General features: G+C 65.1%; 7 protein-coding genes. 5 read left to right on the forward strand and 2 right to left on the reverse strand.

The features are described 5' to 3' along the window. Window positions 1-48: 48 nt before the first annotated feature. Entirely contained in the window at window positions 49-738 is a 690-nt protein-coding gene (locus tag LCY71_RS05415) for an MSCRAMM family adhesin SdrC (RefSeq protein ID WP_225335341.1), read from the reverse strand. A 350-nt stretch (window positions 739-1,088) separates the two neighbouring features. Between LCY71_RS05415 and LCY71_RS05420 the strand changes: the two genes are divergently transcribed. Then, complete coding sequence (locus tag LCY71_RS05420; RefSeq protein WP_225335342.1) at window positions 1,089-3,488, forward strand: 3-keto-alpha-glucoside-1,2-lyase-like domain-containing protein; 2,400 nt, start codon at window positions 1,089-1,091, stop codon at window positions 3,486-3,488. Between the two features lie 740 nt (window positions 3,489-4,228). Here LCY71_RS05420 and LCY71_RS05425 read toward each other — a convergent pair. Further along, window positions 4,229-4,927 carry a thioredoxin-like domain-containing protein gene (locus LCY71_RS05425; protein WP_225335343.1) on the reverse strand — a complete coding sequence of 233 codons (699 nt, stop codon included), beginning with the start codon at window positions 4,925-4,927 and terminating at the stop codon, window positions 4,229-4,231. A gap of 188 nt (window positions 4,928-5,115) precedes the next feature. On the opposite strand from LCY71_RS05425, the gene LCY71_RS05430 reads away from it, so the two are divergent. The 4 genes from LCY71_RS05430 (at window position 5,116) to LCY71_RS05445 (ending at window position 19,247) form a co-directional block, all read left to right on the forward strand. Then, window positions 5,116-5,340 carry a Sec-independent protein translocase subunit TatA/TatB gene (locus LCY71_RS05430; RefSeq protein WP_308444700.1) on the forward strand — a complete coding sequence of 75 codons (225 nt, stop codon included), beginning with the start codon at window positions 5,116-5,118 and terminating at the stop codon, window positions 5,338-5,340. Between the two features lie 941 nt (window positions 5,341-6,281). Then, window positions 6,282-11,681, forward strand: a complete 5,400-nt coding sequence (locus LCY71_RS05435) for a 3-keto-alpha-glucoside-1,2-lyase-like domain-containing protein (RefSeq protein WP_225335345.1) — start codon at window positions 6,282-6,284, stop codon at window positions 11,679-11,681. A 527-nt stretch (window positions 11,682-12,208) separates the two neighbouring features. After that, window positions 12,209-13,297: a hypothetical protein gene (locus tag LCY71_RS05440; protein WP_225335346.1), complete on the forward strand. Its 1,089-nt coding sequence runs from the start codon at window positions 12,209-12,211 to the stop codon at window positions 13,295-13,297. Window positions 13,298-13,391: 94 nt separating this feature from the next. After that, entirely contained in the window at window positions 13,392-19,247 is a 5,856-nt protein-coding gene (locus LCY71_RS05445; RefSeq protein WP_225335347.1) for a 3-keto-alpha-glucoside-1,2-lyase-like domain-containing protein, read from the forward strand. Window positions 19,248-19,283 lie beyond the last annotated feature (36 nt).

A 19,283-nucleotide genomic window follows, 5' to 3' on the forward strand; every position in this document is an offset into this window, starting at 1 on the left:
CCCCAGTCCGGGCTGAACTGGGATGGTTTTCTGGACAGAAGGGTACACCTAAACCCCGGACGGCGTCTGTTCGTAATCGGATATGCTACACGTCTGATCACCCGACGTCTCCGTCGGCTCCGGCGACGGCGTGGCCGTCTCCGTCTCCGTCGTCTCGGTATCGGTCGGCGGTTCGGTAGCCGTTGCCGTTTCGGTCACTGTCGGTGTGTCCGTGTCAGTCGACGGCGGTGTGTCCGTCGGCGTGTCGGTACCGGCTGGTGGTTCAGTGGCCGTCGGCGTGTCGGTACCGGCTGGTGGTTCAGTGGCCGTCGGCGTGTCGGTGTCTCTCGGCGTCGACGTCGGGGTGGCCCCCTCGTCCGACGTGTCCGTTTCGTCACCTCCGCCTCCACCGCCTGCATCAGCGTTGTCGTCGTCTTCGGGAGCCGACGATCCGTGGTCGCCGTCGTCGGCAGGCGGCGTGTCGGTTTCCGTCCGAGACGGCGTCTCCGCGTCAGTATCGCTCTCCGTCGGGGGCGGCTCTGTGACCGTCTCTGTCGCTTCCTCGGGAGCGATCTCGGTCACGGTTGCCGCCGAGCCGCCGGCTGTCGTCTCCGTCGGCGGGGCCTTCGCCCCGCCATCACTACCCGTGTCGTTCGCGTCCTCGGGATCGCTCGCGTCATCGCCGACGAAGACGAAGCTAACACCTCCACCAGCGAACGCGATCCCCGCCCCGAGGATCTGTCGTCGCGATAGGTCCATTCGTTAACACCTCTATGACTAGATCGAATATTACTACCATTTAATTTTTGGTTACTTACGCTCTCAGACCATTGGAAAATCCATCGGCAAGTATCGTCTATTCTGCCGAGCCCAGACCATGCGGACGATAGAGACGGAGTTTCCCCCACTCTGGTATCGTCCGCTCTGCCGGGACGAACGGAGCGCGATCCGCTCTCGAGGTGGCGATACGCTCCTGGTATATAAATGACTTCATAGTTCATTGGACTACTCATGACTACACTGACTGGAATAGGGCAACTAACTAACGCCAGATCGGCCAAACAATGGCGACAGCACTCGTCCAAGAGTGTTGCAGATTACGTGTACCCATGAAGGAACTAGATCAGATGCATTCGGACGAGAAGAGCAGCAGGAGTCGCTCGATGAACCGACGAAACGTGCTCAAAGGGCTCGGAGCCGTCGGACTCGGTAGTTCGATTTCGGGACTCGCACAGGCACAAGGACGGGGCAACAGTAAAGACCGCTCTCAAGGGGGTCAAGCCGAGATCCCGATTTCCACGCAGTTCTGGACGTACAACAACTCCGACCTGTCGGTCGCAGAGCTCATCTACGAATCTGCCAACGCCGGCTACGACGCCGTCGAACCGTTTTACATCGACGACGAGGAAGCGGTCGCCACGGCGCTCGAGGAGACTGGGCTGGAACTCTCTAGCGCACACGTGGGCATCGAGCAACTCGAAGACGACTTCGAGGAAACGATCGAGACGTACTCCCAGTTCGGTGCCGACGCGCTCATTCACGCCTACAAAGGCGGTGGCACCTGGGAGAGCAAGGAGTCGATTATCGAGTGGGCAGAACGGGTCAACGAGGTCGCTGACAGAGTCGCCGAAGCGGGGATGGAGTTCGGCTACCACAACCACGATCAGGAGTTCCAGACGATCGACGGGCGCTACGGGTTCGACATCTTCGCCGAACACGTCAACGACAACGTCCACCTGCAGCTGGACGTCGGCTGGGCGCTCGTCGGCGGTGCCGATCCGGTCGCCGTCCTCAATAGACACAGCGACGAGATCCGGTCGCTGCACATGAAGGATATGACCGAGGATGGGGGCTTCACCGAGATCGGCGAGGGAGACGTCGACATGAAAGCCCTCGCGAACGTCGCCCGAGGCGCTGCAGACGTCGACTACCTCATCTACGAATACGACGGCGCACCCGAACCGGTCGAGTCCCTCTACACCGGCGCCGAATTCCTCGAACGCTGGAACGGTCCTCGCCATCGGGCCGGCGTGCCCTCTGAGGAGTGGCCGTCACGTGTCGTACCTGGTGATGGGGGACTTAGCGGAGACCCACCGTCCGATGCGACGATCCTCTGGGACGGCGACAGTGCCACTCTCGACGACTGGCAACACCTCGATGGTCGAGACGCCGAGTGGACTGAACACGGCGCCGAAGACGACGATGACGGCTACGATTACTTCAGGACCAATCTCGGAACCGGGGGCATCCAGCCCAAGGAGGCGCTGGGCGACGTGCACCTCCATCTCGAGTGGCAGATCCCCGAGGAATTCGACGGGCTCCAGAACGGTCAGGGACCAGGAAACAGCGGCCTGTTCATGATGGAGTCCTACGAGTTCCAGATCCTCCAGAGCCACGACAACCCGACCTACCCGAGCGGGTACGCCGGGTCGTTTTACCTAGCGACCGACGAGGACGACGACGGCGACGGGGGCAGTGCACCGCTCGTTCTCCCGATTCGACCGCCCGGCGAATGGCAAGAGTTCGACATAATCTGGCGAGGTCCACGCTCTGAAGACGGCGAACTGGTTCGGTATCCACAGGTGACGCTGTTCTTTAACGGCGTGGCAGTTCAGGTCCACAACGATATTCCCGGTCCCAACTGGTGGAAGGACATTCGGGACTTCTTCGCGGACAACGGACATCCTCAGGGCGACGACGGCGAGCTCCTCGAGGAACTCCCCTTCTACCTGCAGGACCACGGTCGTGACCAAGACGTGGTTCGCTTCCGGAACATCTGGTATCGCGATCTCCCCGAGGATCCCGTCGAGATCGAGGATCCCGATGCAATGCCGGAATACGATACCGCCGGTGGCGACTGGGAGGACCCTGAGCTGATTTCCCCTGGCGGGACAGGCACGACTGGTGAAGCGCCGGGCGATGCCGAGATGCTGATTGACGGTGGTGATCTTAGCGCATGGGAGAGCACTGATGGTGGCGAGCCAGGATGGAACGAGAAGGGTGACTACGTCGAAGTCGAACCGGGAACCGGTGATATCCAGACCACGAGGTCGTTCGGCGACGCACAGTTCCACATTGAATACCGTGTTCCGACGGACGTCGAAGGAGACGGCCTCGATCGAGGGGCCAGCGGTGCCCTAGTGCTGGGCGAGTACGAAATACAGATCCTCGACACCTTCATGAACGGCGTCGACGCCGACGCGTGGGCCGGTGCGTACGTCGATCAGGCCGCACCACATCACGACGCAGTCCGGAGACCTGGTGAATGGCAGCAGCTCGATATCGTCTGGCAGGGGCCACGGTTCGAAGACGGCGAGCTCGTCCAGGAAGCACAGGCCACTGTCCTGCTTAACGGCGTTACTGTGCAGACGCGACTCTTCGTCGAAGGGCCGAACGCTGACGGCTCGCTCGGTGAGTACGAGGACCACGCGTCGGAACTACCGCTCCGGCTCCAGGAAGACGGTAGTCGAGTCCAGTTCCGAAACACCTGGTCGCGATCGCTTGACTGATCTCCACTAGATACTAGCTATAGTAGAGATTGAACGCACTGACACACTCGAGGGGCGCCCGGGGTGCCCCTCGATGGGTGAATAGTTTCGATTTCTACTATAGTCTCCTCGGAGCAAGAAAACGCGAACCCCCCTCTAAACCGACCCCGTATTTCAGAAATTTCGAGAGATAGCTACGCTGCTGTGCTGGAGCAGCCAGTCGTATTCATCGCGCACGTGTGACGGAATGCTATCGAAGTGGAGTCGGTCGTGTACTCTTTTCCCGACGTTGTTGCTTACCGAGCGACTCTACGACGGATCCGCCAGGTAGCGACGGACCCGCTCTCGGTCGGCTACTGAGTGCACTACCGCTCTCCGGCGACCCGAACCGCGGCGCAGCAGCTTGCGTTCGTCTAGAGACGAACCTGATCGAGACGTACCGTTTACAGATACCAGCGATGGGGTACCGAAACTGGGTCGGACAGTGCTTCCCGGTAGCCGACTGTAACGTGTCCCCCCAGGGGAAGGGGACACGGACTGTCCGGCACAACGCCGGATCACGTGCCGGTACCGAAGGATTGCAGGTCCGGCATTTCGATAGACGCCGTCGCCCTTGATGGGTTTTCTGGCGCACTAGGACCCGAGGACGACAGCGCCACCCGGTGTTGCAATCGATCTAGCACGCACCGCCGCTCCGCTACGCACGACGAGGTACCGGTCTTACCCCGTGTTCAGACGAACGCGTCCCCGGACGAGGTCACTTATCGAACCGGATTCTCCGGTCCGCGTCCGAGGTATTCGGCGGTGAACGCACGGACTGTCGCGGGATCGTACTCGTCCATCGTGAGCCGTTTCTCCCACGCAGTCAGCACGTACGCTGCGTCCGGGTCCGCCTGCGGGTTCGGGACGGCGATGAAACTCTGCCAGGGGTCTTGATACGCGTTCGCGTAGCTCTCCAGGTTCTCTCTCTCGTCGGCCGAGAGCTGACTCGGATCGTAATAGACCACGACGGCGCCGTGTTCTAGCGAGTGGACGAGCGCGCCGTAGGATTGCGGGTCGGAGTACACGCCCGCACTGACGGTCGACGAGTAGTGTCGGCCGCCGGTCGGCGGGACGGTGGAGTAATTGACGTCCGCGTCTTCCGGGACGTGCTCTATACTCGTGGCCTGTTCGGTCTGTACCTGCGATACGATCGTGTCGTTCCCGTGCTCGGGGAGTGCTACCTGGTTCGCACCTCCCTGCCCCATGAACATGGTCACGTAGATCGTGACCGCGACTGACAGCAAGAAGACGACCCCGAAGGCGAGTGACCGCGTGCTACCAGGGACGCGGCTCCCGAGCCGGTTCTCTCGGGGCGGTCCCTCGATCGGTCCGACGTCCTCTCCGTGGGCCTCCCGGCGGTGGAGGCGGTAGTCGTCCTCCGACTCGAACGATGCATCACACTTGTCACACGATGGCATACCCACCGTTTCCGTACAGAGCGTTTCAAATGTTTCGCCTAGGGTTACTAGACTCGCCCGTTCGACATCGGCTGACGTATCCACCTGACTGGGCGGAAAATCGGCGTCTGATACTAACTCGCAAAAAGATTATATGATCCACTCACAAATTCGCGAGTATGCCGCAAGTTCCAGTTGCCCAGATAGGCATGCCAGGGACGCAGGAGATGATGATCATTCTGGCGCTGGCGATCATGCTGTTCGGGGCGCAGAAAATCCCGAAGCTCGCCAGGTCGACCGGAGAAGCGATGGGCGAATTCAAGAAGGGGCGCAGGCAGGTCGAACAGGAACTCAACGAACTCAAGGAGGAGTCCGGCGAGTCGGCCTCCAGCGAAAACGCGAAGACGGCCTCGTCGGAACCGGTGCGGGAGTAACCTCGGTTCCGGGCCCACCTCGATTCTTGGGCGGTTTTCTCGAACGAAGGGAACGAATCGATCCTCGGAGCCGGCGGTGGCTCAGTCCGGATCGAACCCGGGCCGGCGACCGGGCGTCCCCTCGATGAATCACGGCAGTGCCGTCACCCGAGTCCCTTCGAGGTTCGGTTACGGGATCTAGCAGCGAGCTGTTTCCGTGGCGAGTGCACGGGAACCGCGCTAGAACCTACCGGACAGACTCTGCGCCGGACTACGGGCTCACCACTCTAGCAGAACGTCCCTCTTCCGGGATGCCGTCTAGACCGCGCTAGATCGGACGGTGATCCCGCGGCTCCCTCCCGATTGTTCCGCCATCCGGGACTGCATAACGAAAGTACCCTTGTTATTCTTCCTGGCTGTTCCCGATTGCCTGACAATCTATTACGGTGTTTCTCGGTACTATCTGGTTACTACGGACGGACGAGTTCCGGTGCCGAGTCCCTGTACTGGCCTCGACCCGCGCTGCCGTCGTAGAGGGGAGGCCGGATCGGACGCGACGGCGGTCGTCATTTCTCGTCCTCATCAACCGAGTAACTCGACGGAGTCTCCGAACCAGATGTGACCGCCAAAATTAAATACAATCTGTCTGATGACTATGTCGCACGGTCGCGTTGCGGTAGCCACGCGGAGACGTGCGACGATCGCCCCTTGCGGGACGGAGACAGTCACATGTGCGATTTCACGCCCGACGGGTTGCCCGATACGGACAGGCGCGGTGTACCACGCGTCTGGGCCCGACCGGAGAGGGATACGGCACGGCCGTCACCAGCGAGAGTGCCGCCGACGTCGACGAAGCGGTCGGGCCCGTACCGGCAACGGGACGGGCGGGCGAGACGGGAGCCAGCGGCCTCGGCGGTGACGTATCGGACGCCAACCGGATACGAGATCGAAGAACTGCGACAATGACAGATGACAGTTCCACGAACGACGCGGAGGACGTATCGACGTTGACCACTGACCGCCGGCGGTTCCTGCAGGCAGCCACCGTCGCTGGCACCGGCCTCACCGGCATCGGCGGTTTCGCCAGCGCGCAGCAGAGTAGCGACACCCACATCGAACTGGAGGCCGTGACGGTCGAGACCAGCGGCGGTCGCGGCCGCTCGGAGTTCGCCTGGGAGGACGGCGAGGGCGGCGTCGTACGCGGCCCGCCCGAGGAGGTCTGTTCGATAGCCGGCGGCACCCACCTCTGGGTAGGCGTCTCGCCCGACTCCATCGCCGAACTGACCAACCCCACGCTGGAACTCACGGCCGGCGAGACCTACACGGTCGAGTGGACCAACACCGACGGCGAGGAGCACAACTTCGTCATCGCCGACGCCGACGGTACCGAACTCGTCGCGTCCGAGACCGTCTCTGAGGAAGGCGCCACCCAGTCCGTCGAGTTCGAGGCCACGGAAGAGATGGCCACCTACTACTGCGACCCACATTCGACCTCCCAGCGGGGAGACGTCCGGATCGCCGACGGCACGCCCTTCGAACTGAGCGGGCTGGACCCCTCGGAGGCGACCGTCACGATGGGTGACGTGGCGAGCTTCGACGTCACCGTCACGCACACCGGCGACGGCAGCGAGACGGGGACGGTGACGCTGTCGGTGGACTCCCAGCAGATGGACTCGCGGGAGGTGACGCTGGACGCCGGCGCGTCCACGACGGTCTCCCTGGACGTGGACACGACGGGCCTGACCGCGGGCGATCGCACGGTCGTCGTCGCGAGCGGCGGCTCGCGGGTCAGCGGAACGCTCACCGTCGAAGCGGACGACGAGTGGATCCAGCTGTTCAACGGCGAGGACCTGGACGACTGGACGCCGAAGTTCTCCGGTCGCGAGCCCGGCGTGAACTACAACGACGTCTTCACCGTCGAAGACGGCGTCCTCAGGGTCGGTTACGGCGACTACGGCGACGAGTGGGACAGCGTGTTCGGCCACCTGTTCTACGACGGCGAGTTCTCCCACTACGCGCTCCGGGCGGAGTACCGGTTCGTCGGGGAGCAGGTCTCCGGCGCCCCGGACTGGGCCTTCCGGAACAACGGGCTGATGCTCCACGGCCAGACCCCGGAGGAGATGGACGTCGATCAGGACTACCCCGACTCCATCGAGGTCCAGCTCCTGGGGCAGTCGGCCGACAGCGACGGGACCCGGACGACCGCCAACGTCTGTACGCCGGGAACCAACATCGTCATGGACGGGTCGCTACACGAGCAGCACTGCACCAGTTCCAGTTCCGACACCTATCGAGGCGACCAGTGGGTGACCGTCACGGTCATCGTTCGTGGAAACGAGCTGATACGTCACGTCGTCGAGGACGACGGCGTCGTCATGCAGTACACGGAGCCCCAGCTGGACGACGGTACGCCGCTCGACTCGGGGACGATCTCCATCCAGTCGGAGAGCCACCCGACGGAGTTCCGCACGATCGAACTGAAGCCGATCGATCCCGAGGCGCCGATCGAAGCGGTCGAGCCGTCGAGCCCGCTCTGGAGCAGCTACACCAAGGACGAGCTGGCCTCGGGCCTCGAACAGCCGATGGCGATCGAGGTCACGCCGGACCACCGGGTCTTCTTCACCACGCGCGGGCCGCCGGTCGACGGGGACGGAAACACCGCGACGACGGAGGTCGGCGTGGTCGATCCGGAAACCGAGGAGGTCACGACGGCGCTCGAACTCGACGTCCACACCTCCGGCGAGGACGGGTTGCAGGGGCTCACCCTGGACCCGGACTTCGAGGAGAACGGCTGGATCTACCTGTACTACTCCGCGCCCCACGAGATCATCGACGAGGAACCGCACAAGCGGCTGTCGCGCTTCACGGTCAACGGCGACACGATCGATCCGGAGTCCGAAGTCGAGATCCTCAGGGTCCCGGCGGCGGACAACCCCTGCTGTCACGTCGGCGGTGACCTCGAGTTCGGGCCGGAGGGGAACCTCTTCCTCTCGACCGGCGACGACACGAGCCCGTTCCAGTCCAGCGGCTACACTCCGATCGACGAACGCGACGGTCGCGAGCTGTTCGACGCGCAGCGGTCGTCCGCGAACACGAACGACCTCCGCGGGAGCATCCTCCGGATCAGTCCGAACGACGACGGCACCTACGACATCCCGGACGGCAACATGTTCACCGGTCCGGAGTACGCCGACGCGCGCGAGAACGACCTCGTACGGGAGGAAATCTACGTGATGGGGTGTCGCAACCCCTTCCGCATGGACGTCGACGAGGACGGCGTCCTGTACTGGGCCAATTACGGTGCCGACGCGGGCGCCTGGGACGCCGAACGCGGACCGCCGGGCATCGTCGAGTTCAACCGCGCAGAGGAACCCGGCTTCTACGGGTGGCCGTACGTCGTCGGGCCCGACATCCCCTTCGTCGACGGCGAGTTCGCCACAGAGGACGGCGAGCGGGTGTTCAACTCCTCCGGCGAGCCGTTCGATCCGGAGAACCTGCGGAACACCTCGCCGAACAACACCGGACTCACTGAGTTACCGGAGCCCGAGCAGCCGGTGATCTGGTACCCCTACAGCTGGGACGGCCTGCTGAACTCGCCGCCCGACTACGCTACGGAGTACCTGCCCGACGAGCCGCCGTTCCCGGACTTCGAGGGCGGCGCTCCGATGGGCGGGCCGGTCTACGATTTCCGGGACTCCTACGACCAGAACGCCCTGCCGGAGCGCTTTTTCGACGGGAAGCAACTCATCGGCGAATGGGGTCAGCAGTGGCTCAGGTACGTGTCCTACGACGACGACGGGGCGGTCGAGGAGATCGACGAGTTCATGCCGGACGAGTCGTTCCTCTCGCCGATGGACCTGACCGTCGGTCCGGACGGGACGCTGTACCTCCTGGAGTGGGGCGACGGGTACGCCGGCAGTCCCATGTCCTCGCAGTCGGGCATCTACCGGATCGAGCGGGCGGTGAACGTCGACTTCCCCGACGTCGAGAACGGCGAAGTCGCCAGCGGGCCGGGGACGACGACAACGGTGAACGGGACGGTCACGAACCCGTTCGACTCCGCTATCCAGAACGGCGAGGTCTCGCTCGGCGCGCCTGACGACGCCCCGATCGAGGTGACGCCGGTCGAGGGCCAGACCTTCGACTCGCTCGGGCCGTACCAGTCCCAGTCGATGTTCTGGGAGGTGACGATTCCCGATGGGAGCAGCGGCAGCCACGACCTGACGGCGACCGTCAGCTACACCGGCACCGAGGGCGAGCACAGTCGCAGCGAGCCGGCGTTCACGGTCACGGTCGGACAGCGTCTGAACCTCGCCGGCGACTGGCAGTTCCAGACCGGCGACGACGCCGGCTGGAGCGACCCGTCGTTCGACGACAGCGGCTGGGAGACCGTCGAGCTTCCGGATCACTGGGAGGACCATTCGGACTACACGGACGCCGAGGCGTTCGGGTGGTATCGGAAGACCGTGACCGTCCCCGAGAGCTGGGAGGACCGGGACGTCACGCTACAGGCAGGCATGATCGACGACGTGGACGAGACGTTCGTCAACGGCACCAGAGTCGGTCAGACGGGCACGTTCCCCGAGAACGGCTACGATACCGCCTGGGACGCGCCACGCGAGTACACGGTCAGCGGCGAGACCATCGACTACGGCGGCGAGAACGTCGTCGCTATCCGCGTCTACGACGGCGACGGCCCCGGCGGACTCTACGAGGGACCGCTCCTGATGAGCCCGTCGTCCGACAGCGGCGGCGGCGACCAGACGCTCCAGGACGGCCTGGAGGCGCACCTCCCGCTGGACGGCGACACGCCGACGAACGAGGTCACCGGCGCTGACGCCACTCTCCAGGGCGGCGTAGCGACCGGCCAGTCGGGCGTCGTCGGGAACGCCTACGAGGTCCACACCAACCAGGAGACCGGCGTCGAGATCCCGCCCGCTGAGGCCGAGCCCGGTGACGCGGTCGTGACCGAGTCCCTCCCGCTCAACGGCGAGGCCGCGACCGCCGCCGCGTGGATCAACGTCACCGACCACGAGCAGTGGGCCCGCGCGCCGTTCCAGGTCGGCGGCTCGCCCGCCGCCCTCACGAACGGCTGGGACCTCGAGTTCTCCTCGAACGACGACGCGATCATCCCGCAGGTCTGGCAGGACGGGTCCCCGAGTCGGGGTAGCGGTCCCGATCCGATCCCGATCGATCGTGAGACGTGGTACTTCGTCGTGATGGTCGTCGACGGCGGGGACTCTCGGCTCCACGTGTTCGACCAGAACGGCGAAATCGACGCCTCGCCCCGGTCCTGGTCCGGTTCGCGCACCCAGACCGACGAGGCGCCCCTCGTGCTCGGGACGGGCCAGGGCTACGACATGGCCGGCCGGATCGACGACGTCTGGGCGTACTCCCGTGCGCTCTCCCCGGACGAGGTCAGCGATCTCCATTCGCTGTCTCTCGAGGGCGACAGCGACGGAGGAAACGCGCTCGACGACACGCCCGCCGACTGGTCGACCACGACGTACGGCGGATCGGCCGAACACGCCTACGTCGCCGGCGAGGCCGCCGGCGGTGACCGGAGCGTCAACATCGCCTCGTCGAGCGGTGCCGACGCGTCCTGGGTCCAGACCGTCAGTCTCGAGCCGAACACCGAGTACACCGTCCGCGCGCAGGTCAAGACCGAGGACGTCCAGCCCGTCGACGGCACCGGACAAGCGGACGTCTCGGGGGCCCCGTTCGGCGCGACGATCAGCGTCGGGACCATCGCGAACGCGAACTACCCGGACGTCTCCGGTCCGATCCCGGAGCCGCTGACGGGGACCAACGACTGGACCACGCTCGAGACCACGTTCGACAGCGGCGACTACGACGGCGTCGACTACGGGGCGGTCGAGGTACTCGCGCTGTTCGGCGGCTACGGCCAGGCGACCGGCACCGCGTGGTACGACGACTTCGAGCTCGTCGGCCCCGACGGGAACGACCTGCTCTCGAACGCCGGCTTCGAGACCGGTAGCACAGCCGCCATCGATCCGTCGACGACGATCCAGCTCGGCGGACAGGTCAGCGGCTGGACGGGGCAGGGCCCCGCGAGCATCGAAGGGACCTCGAATCCCACGCTCACGCTACAGGCCGGCGAGACCTACACGGTCGAGTGGGTGAACCTCGACGGGATCGGTCACAACTTCGAGGTCCTCGATCACGACCAGCCGGACTACTCCGGCCACGTCGTCGACGGCGTCTCAACGGGCACCATGTCCACCGAGGGCGAAACGCAGACCGTCGAGTTCACGGCCACCGAGGAAATGGTTCGATACCAGTGCCGCCCACACCGCACAGGCATGCACGGCGATATCGAGGTGGTCGACAGCGGACAGTAATCGGGGCGTCGAACCGCCCGCGCCGACTCGCTCGGCGCCCACGAGCGGGTGACCAGGGGCCGTCACAACCGTTCACCGCGACGGTCCCTCTGCGACCCTCGACGTCAGCGACCGAGTGACCGGCGTAACGCCGAACCACGAAGAGGATCGCTCCGACTCCGCGGACGATATCGCAGGACGGTCGCGATCCGCGTTTATAGTAGAAATTGAACGCAGTGACACACTCGAAGGGCACCCGGGGTGCCCCTCGACGTGTGAATAGTTTCAATTTCTACTATAGGACGGCGAAGGACACCTGAACTCCGACGAGGGCCGATCCCGATGCTTCGGAGGTAGTGGACGGCAGCGGCCCTCGCCCTCGCCGCACGTTTGCTGTTAGTTACTTGCCGTTCTGTCCTAGGTAGTGTTCAGTTCTCCATCAAATATAAGTAGGATCGTTGATTATCTAAGACCGGTCACACGTTCGCGACGGGGAGTGATCGCCGCGCGGAGGTGTAACACCACCCATCAACGGGGTACACAGAGCAATGTCCAAGGACACATCTGACGGTCTGTACGACGCAGACAGACGTAGCGTACTCAAATACCTGGGAACGTCGGGGGTAGTCGCCGCCGGCTCTGGGCTCGGGCTGACGATGTTCAGCGGCTCGGGCGCGGCCGCGTCGGCGGACATCTCGGCGTCGAACCCGGAAGCGCTGTCGAGCGACGACGGCACGGTCGACGAGGTGTTCATCAAGCCGTCGCTGTCGGTTTCGTGGGACGGCTTCGACGACGTCGTCGGCAAAGTCCGCATCCTGGTCGAGGCCGCCACCGGCGCGTCCGACCTGGACCCGCCCGAAATCGCCGACCTCGACTTCATGCCGGTGTTCCGCGCCACGGGTTACGCCAACGGGACGGACAACGACAGCGAAGAGGAGACGGGCCCGGGCACCAGCGGCCAGTACCAGATCAACTGGTTCGACGGCGACCGCCGTATCACCCTGTTCGACGAGGACGGCGCGCCCGACTACGAGAACGCCGGGTACAACTGCGGCGCGACGATGGAGTCGTACCTCAGCGGCACGCTCATGGGCGACCCCATCGACGGCGCCCAGAACGGCTTCTACGGCGCCGCCGGCAGCACCGACGCCTTCGAGGAGACCACCGACGCCGGCACCAACGACACGACGGTATATCTTCGGTACACGATCAGTCTCCACCGGCCGGACATCTCGTTCGTCACCGAAGACAACTACGCGCTGGACGCCGAGGACGTCCGCCCGTTCTCGCCGCTAGCGATGGTGGACGGTGACGGCGGCCAGTATCCCGACCTCACCGCCGAGGAGTACGGTACTACGGTCACCAGCGACGACGCCGACGACTACGACGCGCTGTCGGCCGGCGACCTCGTCCATGCCACGGCCGTCCCCTACGGCGTCATGCAGGACAGCACCGACCACCCGGCGCTGATGACCAGTTACGCCAACTTCACCGTCACCGTCGACAACGAACAGGCCAGCGCCAACGCCTCCGGCGACACCGGCGCCGGCGCCGAAGTCGACGAGGACGTCGGGACCCTCACCGACGGCGACGCAGGCGGCAACGAGACGAGCGGCAACGAAAGCTCGAACGAGTAACAGAGGAACGAGAGATGAACGACCTACGGCGGACGGACACTGACGTACCGGACGAGCGCAACCGACTGATCAGTTCCCGGAACTGGACGACAGCATGACAACCGAAGATATGGACCAACAGGCTGATGCGGACGGTGAATCGGAATCGAACGACGACTGGCGTCGCGTCCTGCAAGCGGGCATCGGCGCGGCCGGGCTGACCGGCCTGGCCGGCCTCACCAGCGCCCAGCAAGGCAGTCAGAATCTCATCGAACTAGAGGCGGTGACGGTCGAGACCAGCGGCGGTCGCGGCCGCTCGGAGTTCGCCTGGGAGGACGGCGAGGGCGGCGTCGTACGCGGCCCGCCCGAGGAGGTCTGTTCGATAGCCGGCGGCACCCACCTCTGGGTAGGCGTCTCGCCCGACTCCATCGCCGAACTGACCAACCCCACGCTGGAACTCACGGCCGGCGAGACCTACACGGTCGAGTGGACCAACACCGACGGCGAGGAGCACAACTTCGTCATCGCCGACGCCGACGGTACCGAACTCGTCGCTTCGGACACGATCGCCGAAGAGGGCGCCACCCAGTCCGTCGAGTTCGAGGCCACCGAGGAGATGGCCACCTACTACTGCGGGCCTCACTCGGAGTCCCAGAGCGGCTCCATCGAGGTCAGCGTCTCGGCCGGTGAGGTCGAGGTCAGTAACCTCGATCCGAGCAGCGTGACGGTCTCGCAGGGCGACGCGGTCGACTTCTCGGCGACGGTGTCCAACACCGGCGACAGCAGCCTCACGCAGGTCGTCTCCCTCTCGATCGACGGGAGTCAGGTCGCCTCCAAGGAAGTGTCACTCGACGCGGGCGCGGAGACGTCCGTTTCGTTCACGGGCGTCGACACGTCTGACCTCTCGGACGGGGACCACACCGTCACTATCGCCAGCGGCGGCTCGCAGGTCTCCGGGACGCTCACCGTCGAGGTGGACGACGCCGACGGCGACTGGCACCGCGACCTCGACGTGCCGACGAATCCCGAGGAGGCGACGAACTGGGACAACTACGAGGTCACCAACGTCTTCTCGACCGGGACGATCTCAAGCGAGTACGACCTCAAGGACGGCGAAGAGGGCGAGTGGATGCAGATGGACGTCGACGCCCAGGGCCGCATCTGGGTGGTCACCCGCGGGGCGTCCTTCGTCACCGAAGGCGACGGCTACGCCGAGGTCGCCTGGGTCGACCCCGACTCCGGCGAGCATCAGCTCGCTCTCGAGATCCCGGTCGCGTTCCACGGGGGCCACGTCGCCGATTCCGGCGAGGTGTCCGCCGCCCGCGAACTCGGCGGGCAGGGAATCGCCATCGACCCCGACTTCGAGGACAACGGGTACGTGTACGTCATGTACCACCCCTCGAGCGACGACCTGGAACTCGTGGACAACCCCTACGACGACAACATCGTCTTCGCGAACATGCGCGTGTCGCGGTTCACGATGCAGGACGACGGAACGCTCGACCCCGACTCCGAGAAGGTCGTCTTTACGGTCCCCGAACAGTGGCACACCTGCTGTCACCACGGCGCCTACATCACCTTCGGGGAAGACCGCGAGTTCTACATCTCCACCGGCGACAACTCCAACAACGTCGGCAATCCCGACAACCTGGTCAACTGGTTCATGGGCGACGAGCGCCAGGGTATGATCCACGGTCGTCCTGGCCCGGTCGCCGACGCCCAGCGCACCTCCGGGAACACGGCCGACAAGCGCGGCAAGGTTCACCGGATCGTCCTCAACGAGGACGGCACCTACGACATCCCCGACGGCAACCTCAAGGAACACTGGGAAGAGGAGACCGGCGAGTCGTACTCCGACGACGAGTTCCTGCCGTCGATCTACGTGATGGGCCTGCGCAACCCCTTCACCATCACCTACGACGATCACAGCGGCTACCTCTGGACCGGTCACTACGGCAACGACGGCGGGAGCATCAGCGACCTCGGAATGAGCGGCTTCGGGGACTACCACCTGTGGTGTGAACCGGGTAACGCCGGCTACCCCTACTACCGGGCGTACTACCCCTACCGGGACTACGACTTCGAGAACGACGAGGTCGGTCAGCCGTTCTGGCCGGACAACCTGCGCAACGAGTCGGTGAACAACACGGGCATCGAGAACATCCCGAACGTGACGCCGGCGCTGATCTGGCATCCCCAGAGCTTCGACGACTACGAGAACGCCCTCGACATCCACCCGTGGCTCGACCAGCCCCGACCCGGCGAAGTCACCTACCCCGAGCTAGATGCCGGTGGATCGGCAGACGTCGGCGTCGTCTACCGCTACGACGAGGGGTACAGCGAGCACGCGCTCCCGCCGTACTTCGACGGGAAGCCGTTCTTCATGAACCCGAGCAACGCCGACGTCGTCCGCTACCTGACGTTCAACGACGACGGCAGCCTCGACATCAACGAGTTCGGAGCGCGCGACGGCGTCGCCGCGGCCTACGACATGAAGGTCCTGCCGGACGGTCGGCTGGCCATCATGGGGATGTACTCGGGGATCCACATCGTCGAGTACAACGGCCCGGCGCCCGGTTACCAGCCCCCGCCCGAAGAAGAACAGCCCGACCGCGTCGAGCCCGCCGCCGACGGTCTCAGCGGCGACCCGCCGGGCGACGCGACCGTCCTCTGGGACGGCGACGACGCCACGCTGGACGGCTGGGAACAGCTGGACGGATCCGAAGCGCAGTGGAACGAGACCGCCGACTACTTCGAGGTAGATCCGTCTGACCCGGACGTTGAGGGCAATGTCCGGCCGAAGGAGGATCTGGGTGACGTCCACCTCCACCTCGAGTGGCGCGTTCCGGAAGAGGTCGCCGGCGAAGCCGAGGGCCAGGGGCCGGGCAACAGTGGCCTGTTCATGATGGAGACCTACGAGTTCCAGATCCTCCAGAGCCACGACAACCCAACCTACCCGAGCGGCTACGCTGGATCCTTCTACAAGTACCAGGAGGGCGGCGGCAGCGCGCCGCTCGCGATGCCGATCCGCCCGCCGGGCGAGTGGAACTCCTACGATCTGATCTGGCGCCGCCCCCGGTTCGACGACGACGGCAACGTCGTCCGTCTGCCGCAGGCGACGCTGCTGTTCAACGGCGTCGTCGTCCAGCAGCACCTCAACATCCCGGGTCCCGTCTGGTACGACACGCTGTACCCGTTCGACCACGAGGACTTCGGCCACCCGCGCGACGAGAACGGCAACTTCCTGACGGAAGCGCCGTTCCACCTGCAGAACCACGGCAACGACTACGACGTCGTGCAGTACCGCAACGTCTGGTACCGCGACCTGCCCGAGCGCCCGGTCACCGAGAGCGAGCACCCGGACAACGTTCCGGAGTACTCGACCTCCGGCGGTCCCTACTACCTGCCGAACGGCGACCAGTACCAGCCGCAGCAGATTAGCCCCGGTGGATCCGGTACCACCGGCACGCCGCCGGGCGACGCCGACGTGTTGCTCGACGACTCGATCACCATCCAGCCCGGCGACGGCGACTGGGTGAGCGACAGCAAGTACGGCGACGCTCAGGTGCACGTCGAGTACCGCATCCCCGAGGACGTCGAGGGCGAGGGGCCGCTGCGCGGCAACAGCGGCGTCCTGATGATGGGCAACTACGAGATCCAGATCCTCGACACCTGGGAGAACCCGGTCGAAGCCGACGAGTGGGCCGGCGCCTACACCCACCAGAACGGGCCGCATCACGACGCGGTCCGCGAACCCGGCGAGTGGCAGCAGCTGGACCTCGTCTGGCAGGCGCCACGGTTCTCGGGCGGCGAGCTCGAGAAGCCGGCGCAGGTCACGGCGTTCCTCAACGGCGTGGCCGTCCAGACGCGCCTCGTCGTCGACGGACCTAACAAAGGCTTCACCGTCAACCCGTACAGCGAACACGGGAAGATGCCGCTGCGCCTCCGGGAGGAAGGCAGCGAGATCGACTTCCGCAACGCCTGGATCCGGGAGGAGCAAGCCGAACTCGTCAGCGACGAACCGTCCGAGCCGGAGCAGCTGTCGGCGCCCATCGGGCTCGACCTCGGCGGCCTCCACACCGACGAGACCGTCACGGTCGACGGCCTCGAGTTCCTGCCGACGCCGTCTCAGTCCGAGCAGGTCGGCATCGAGGAGAACCGGACGCTCGACGCGGACGAGAAGTACTGGCCCGAGCAGGTTACAGTCGAACCCGAACCGCGTGAGTCGCCGGGCGCGACTGACTCGGGTCGGCCGCTGAACGAGGAGCAGAATCTCGGAACCAATCCGGACATCGAGGGCACCGAGCACGACTCGATGTACTGGACCGAGCAGTGGTCGAACGACGAACTCAACTACACGTTCGACATCGAGAACGGCGTCTACGAGGTGACGCTACACTTCGCGGAGGTCTGGTTCGCCGGCGAGGACACGCGCGTGTTCAGCGGCTCCGTCAACGGCGAGACTGTCTTCGAGGAGCTCGACCTCTACGCCGACCACGGTCCGGACACCGCCGTGACGTTCTCGCACGTCACCGAGGTGACGGACAACGAACTGGTCGTCTCGCTCGAGTCGTCCGTCGAGAACCCGAAGATCAGCGGCATCGAGATCCGGGAAGTGGACAAGGTCGCCCACTACGACGCCACGACGCTGGAGCTCTCGGACGGCGACGCGGTGTCGTCCTGGTCCGACGCCGGCGGCGTCGGCCCCGATCTGACTCAGAGCGACTCCGCCGCTCAGCCGACCTTCCAGACGGACGTCGCTAACGGCAACCCGACGGTCCGCTTCGAGGGCGACGGCGACTACATCAACGCCGACGAGGTCGTCACCGAGGACACCGCGGGCGTCACGATGGCCGCGGCGTTCCGGACGAGCGACCCCACCGTTCCCCGCCAGACGATCATGTACAACGGGAGCGACGGTGAGCTGAACGGCTACGGCGCCTACGTCAACAACGAGGCAGGGTCTGGACCTGCGTCCGAAGGCTACGTCAACGGCCTCTACGGCGGCGTGAACTGGTGGTGGTCGGACACGACCGTCGGTGCTGACAACTTCCACGTCGTGACCTGGACCGTCCCCGAGGACGAGCCCGATCACCCGGTGCTCCGACTGGACGGCCAGGAGCTTGACACGGAACTGCAGATCGACCCGGCCGAACCCGAGACGCCGACCACCCAGTTCGGCATCGGCTACGACGACGGCGCCGTCGACGAGCGACCGCCGTTCTTCGCCGGCGACATCGGCGAGGTGCGGGTCTACAACCGCGAGCTGTCGGGCGCCGAGCTGTCACAGCTCGAGAGCGACCTCGGCGAGAAGTGGGGCGCGGACGTCCAGGCACCGGACCTGTCGGCTGGACTGGCCGGCCACTGGACGTTCGAGTCCGGTAACGTCGACGGCGACACCGTCCTCGACAAGTCCGGCAACGGTCACGACGGGACCGTTCAGGGCGGCGTGACGACCGACCTCTCGGCCCCGACCGTGGGTGGCGCCGCGGAGTTCAACGGCAGCGACGGGACCGTCGTCGTCCCCAACGCCGATGGGCTCGACCCGGCCGCGTACACGGTCTCGGCCTGGCTCAAGACGGACGCCACCGGTCCGTGGGCAGCGGTCCTCGGAAAGGAGAACTCGATGTGGTGTGGCTTCAACAACGACACGGGTCAGCCGCGCTTCGACCCGTACAACGGTGCAGAACAGGGTGACTACTTCAGTTCGGACACCGCTGTGGACGACGGCAGCTGGCACCACGTCGTCTATCGTCACGCACCGTCCGAGGACACCTCGCGTATCTACGTCGACGGCCAGCAGGTGGGCTCCATGGACGGGGCCACTGAATCGCCTGCCGCCGACACCTCGCTCGGAATCGGCTCGAAGTCGGGCTTCAAGGACTGGTTCAGCGGCACGCTCGCAGACGTGCGCCTCTACGACCGTCCCCTCTCCGAGTCGAAGATCTCCCTGCTCAGCCAGCAGGGTTGATCTAGCTGCGGACTGAGACTTTCCCCCCCGGGGCAC

It is taken from the genome of Halomicrobium urmianum, assembly GCF_020217425.1.
Classification (GTDB): Archaea; Halobacteriota; Halobacteria; order Halobacteriales; family Haloarculaceae; genus Halomicrobium; species Halomicrobium urmianum.